The organism is Frankia sp. Mgl5 (assembly GCF_023242985.1).
GTDB classification, from domain to species: domain Bacteria; phylum Actinomycetota; class Actinomycetes; order Frankiales; family Frankiaceae; genus Parafrankia; species Parafrankia soli.
In genome coordinates, this window is the sequence record NZ_JALKFY010000717.1 from 1 (window position 1) to 5,196 (window position 5,196).

Here is a 5,196-nt window from a genome sequence, read left to right on the forward strand (position 1 = left end):
GCTTGCGTCAGGTCGTCCCCGCACGCGCGGGGATCTTCCGCGCGGCCGCGTCGTGCATGTCCGGCGGTTCGAGTCGTGCCCCCCCCCCCCGGGGGGGTGGTCGATGGCGGCCGGGGTCGCCGGGGTGGCCAGCGCGACATCCGCGGCGGCCGGGCCGGGACGGTCGTCGAGGTGGGCGGCCAGCCGGCGGGCCTGGGCACGCAGCCCCTCCGTGGTGCGCGCCGACACCAGCAGCGGCACCGGCCGCGGCGGCGACGCCGGTGACGACGCCGGCCCGACCCGCGGCTCCCCGGTGGCGGGGGCCTCGCGGAGGATCACGTGCGCGTTCGTACCGCTGATGCCGAACGCGGAGACCGCGGCCCGCCGCGGCCCGCGCTCACCGGCCCGCTCCCGCCCCGCCGGGGCGGCGTCCGGGAGCGGGCGGGCCGGCCACGCGACCGCATCGGTCAGCAGCCGGACGCCGGACCCGTCCCAGTCGACCTGCGGGGTGGGCTCGTCGGCGTGCAGGGTGCGCGGCAGCACCCCGTGCCGCATGGCCAGCACCATCTTGATCACACCGGCCACGCCGGCCGCCGCCTGGGTGTGCCCGATGTTGGACTTCAGCGACCCCAGCCACAGCGGCCGACCGGCCGGCCGGTCGCGGCCGTACGCGGCGATGAGGGCCTGCGCCTCGATGGGGTCACCGAGCTTCGTCCCGGTGCCGTGCGCCTCCACCGCGTCCACCTCGGACGGCGACAGCCCGGCGACGGCGAGCGCCTGGCGGATCACCCGCTGCTGCGCCGGGCCGTTCGGCGCGCTCAGCCCGTTCGACGCGCCGTCCGAGTTGACCGCCGTGCCCTCGACGACGGCGAGCACCGGACGGCCCGCCCGGCGGGCGTCGGAGAGCCGTTCGAGGACCAGCAGGCCGACGCCCTCGGAGAGACCCGTGCCGTCGCCGCCCGCACCGAAGGCCCGGCAGCGGCCGTCCGGTGACAGCGCGCGCTGGCGGCTGAACTCGACGTACATCAGCGGGGAGGACATCACGACCGCGCCGCCGGCCAGCGCCAGCGAGCACTCCCCCCGCCGCAGCGCCTGGACGGCCTGGTGCAGGGCCACCAGCGACGACGAGCAGGCCGTGTCGACGGTCACCGCCGGACCCTGCAACCCCAGGGTGTAGGAGATGCGCCCGGACATGACGCTCGCCGCGTTGCCGATGCCGATGTAGCCCTCCGTCTCCGTCCCGGCGGCCAGCGCGCGCGGGCCGTAGTCCTGGACGTTCGTGCCGACGAACACCCCGCCCGGGGTGCCGCGCAGCGTCGACGGGTCGATGCCCGCGCGTTCCACCGCCTCCCACGACAGCTCCAGCAGCAGCCGCTGCTGGGGGTCCATCGCCAGGGCCTCGCGGGGGTTGATGCCGAAGAACTCGGCGTCGAAGTCGGCGACCCCGGCCAGAAAGCCGCCGTGGCGCACATAGGAGGTGCCGGACCGCTCCGGGTCGGGATCGTGCAGGGCGTCGAGATCCCAGCCCCGGTCGGCCGGGAACTCGCCGATCGCGTCCCGGCCCTCGGCCAGCAGCCGCCACAGGTCCTCCGGGGAGTCGACGCCACCGGGCAGCCGGCAGGCCATGGCCACGATCGCCACCGGCTCGGCGTCCAGCAGGTCGTGCTCACCGCCGTGCCCGCTCCGGTCGCGGGACGCCACAGCGCCAGGGACGCCGGCGGCGGGCGCGTCGTCCGCGTCGCCGCCGGTGATCTCCACCCGCAGGAACTCCGCCAGCGCCAACGGGGTCGGGTAGTCGAACACCAGCGTGGACGGCAGCCGCAGGCCGAGCGCCGCGCCGAGCCCGTTACGCAGGTCGACGGAGGTCAGCGAGTCGAAGCCGAGGTCGCGGAAGGCCCGGTGCGCCTCCACGGCGGTGGCGTCGGAGTGCCCCAGCACGGCCGCTGCCCGGGTGCGGACCGTCTCGACCAGGGCCCGGTCCCGCTCGGCCGGAGGCAGCACGGCGAGTCTCCGGGCCAGCGGCGAGCCGGTTCCGGACGCGGCCGGGGAGGCGGCGCCGTCCGCGACGCCGGACGTCCGGGCCTCACCAGCAGCCTCGGCGTCCTCGGCGAGCGTGTCGAACAGCGGGCGGCGGCCCGCCGAGGTGAAGACCGGGATGAACCGCGTCCAGTCGATCTCCGCCACGACGGTGTGGGTCTCGTCGTGGTCCAGCACCTGCCGCAGGGCCTCGAGGGCGCGGTCCGGCTCGAGGTACCCGAGCCCCCGTGCCCGCTGCCGCCGCACGCCGGGGTCCTCGGCTGCCGCGGCGCCGGCGACGGCGCCGCCGCTCTCCGCCAGCGGGCGCCACAGCCCCCAGGCGATCGAGGTGGCCGGCAGGCCGCGGGCACGCCGCCGCTCGGCCAGGGCGTCCAGGTGGGCGTTGGCCGCGGCGTAGGCGGCGTGGTCGGCGCCGCCCCACACGCCGACGACCGACGAGAAGAGGACGAACGCGTCGAGGCCGTCGGTGGGGAACAGCTCGTCGAGCCAGTCGGCCGCGGTGGCCTTGGCGGCGATCGCGCCGGCCAGGTCGGTGACCGAGGTGTCGGCCAGCGGGCGCAGCCCGAGCAGCGCGGCGGTGTGCACGACGGCGCGGATCCCCTCGCCGTCGGCGGCCTGCCCGCGGACGACCGCGGCCAACGCCTCCCGGTCCGCGAGGTCACAGGTGGCCACGGTCAGCCGGACGTCCCTGGTGAACGCGCCGTGGCGCAGCGCCGCGATGTCGGGATCGTCCGCGCGGTGCGATCCGGCGAGCACGACGTGCCCGGCTCCCCGCTCGGCCAGCCATCCGGCCAGGTGGGGGCCGAGCGGTCCGGTGCTGGTGATCAGCACGGTTCCGCGGGGCCGCCAGCGCCGGGCGGGTTCGGCCCCGCCGAGCGGCGCGCGCAGCAGCCGACGGGCGAAGGCCGCGCCCGCCCGGATCGCGACCTGGTCCTCGTCGGCAGCGCCGCGCAGAACCGCTGCCAGCCGGCGCCGGGCGGACCCGTCCAGCGTGTCGGGCAGGTCGACGAGGCCGCCCCAGCGGGACGGGTGCTCCAGCGCGGCCACCCGCCCCAGCCCCCAGGTCTGCGCCTGCGCCGGGTCGGTCACCGGGTCACCGCCGCCGACGGACACGGCACCGCGGGTGAGGCACCACAGCGGCGCGCCGATCCCCGCGTCGCCCAGGGCCTGGACAAGCACCAGCGTGGCCGCGGCGCCCACTGCACCATCGGCGCCATCAGCGCGCGCGGCACCATCAGCACGGTCGGCGCCGGCCGCACCACCAGCACCGCCGGCACGCGCGGGCCCGTCGGGGTGTGCGCCGGTCAGCGCAAGCAGCGACAGCACGCCGCGCGGGTCGGTCTGCCCGGGCCCGGTCACGGCTCGCAGGCGCCGGGCGAGGCCGTCGCGGGTGAGGTCGGCCGGGCCGACCGGGACGGCGACGATCTCAGCGCCGTCCTCGGTCAGGGCGCGCACGGCGTCGGCGGCGGGCGGCGGTGCGTCCCCGGGTACCGGGAACGGCGTGACCACCAGCCAGCTGCCGGTCGCGGCCGCCGGGGCCGCCTCCGGCGGTTCCGGGCCGAGTGGATGCCAACCAACGCGGTAACGCAGCCCGTCGAGATCCGTCCCACCGGCCGCTCCGCCGCCCGGTGCGCCGCCGCCAGCCGGGCGGTCATCGCCGCGCAGCCAGTAACGCTGGTGCTGGAAGGGATAGGTCGGCAGGTCCACCTGCCGGCCGCCGGCCACCAGCGGGTCCCAGTCCACCGGCACACCGCGCACCCACAGCCTGGCCGCCCCGGCCGCCAGCCGGCCGAGCCCACCGTCGCCGCGCCGCAGCGACCCCACGACCACAGCGTCCGGGACGCCGGCCGCCTCGGCCGTCTCGATGATCGCCGCGGTCAGCACCGGATGCGGGCTGATCTCCACGAACACCCGGTGCCCCTCGCCCACCAGCGCGTCGGCGACCTCGTGCAGGCGGACGGTCGACCGCAGGTTCCGGAACCAGTACTCCCCGTCGAGCTGCCCGGGAACAACCGGGGAGCCGGTGACCGTGGACCGCATCTCGGCAGTCCCCGCACGCGGAGCGATGCCCGCGAGCTCCGTGGTGAGTCGCTCGCGGACCCGGTCCACCTGCGCCGTATGCGACGCGTAGTCCACCGGCAACCGACGAACCCGAACACCCTCCGCCTCCCAGACGGAAAGCAGATCGTCCAACGCCGCAGGCTCACCGGCGACCACCGTCGCCGACGGCCCGTTCACCGCCGCCACCTCCACCCGACCAGCCCCCACCCGCAGCCGCGCCTCCACCCCACCCACCGGTAGCGCCACAGACGCCATGCCCCCGCACCCAGCCAGCTCCCCCGCAATCACCCGACTACGGGCCGCCACCACCCGCGCCCCGTCCTCCAACGACAACAGCCCCGCCACACACGCCGCGACGATCTCTCCCTGCGAATGCCCCACCACCACATCGGGGCGCACCCCCCACGACTCCCACACCGCCGCCAATCCCAGTGCCACCGCCCACGACACCGGCTGCAGCACATCGACCCGCTCCAGCAAACCCGCGCCCTCGACACCCTCGATCCCCTCGGCATCCGCGATCCCGGCGGCACCCGGGGCGTCCGAGGCCCCCCGCAGGACGTCGACCAGCGACCAGTCCACGAACGGCGCCAACGCCGCCGCGCACTCGGCGATCCGGCCTGCGAACACCGCCGAGGCATCCAGCAGCTCGACGCCCATCCCCACCCACTGCGCACCCTGACCCGGGAACACCCACACCACCCGATCACCGCCGGCACCGGCCCGCCCCCGCACCACCGTCTCCACGGGCTCGTCCGCCGCCAGCGCACGCAGCCCGGCCAGCCGGTCCCCACCGGCCTGGGCGTCGCCGGCGCCCCGCTCCCCGAGCACCACGGCCCGGTACTCCAACGCCGCGCGGCCCCGTGCCAACGACCAACCGACATCCCGCGCTGACGGCCGGTCCGCGGCACGGGAAGACGGTCGTGGCGTGGGCGAACCGGGCGTCGGCTCGGCGTCCAGGCGCGACGCCAGCCGGGCGGCCTGCGCCAGCAGGCCCTGCTCCGACCGTGCCGAGAGGATCCACGGCACCGCACCGACCGGCCCGGCCGCGGCCCCGGGCTCCGATTCGGACTCGGGGACGGCTGGCGGGGCCTCCTCGATGACGACGTGCGCGTTCGT

At 77.0% G+C, this 5,196-nt stretch carries 1 protein-coding gene; it reads right to left on the reverse strand.

The features are described 5' to 3' along the window. Window positions 1-5,196 (reverse strand): type I polyketide synthase (locus MXD62_RS26870; RefSeq protein WP_285224198.1); only part of this gene is annotated, 5,196 nt, incomplete at both ends.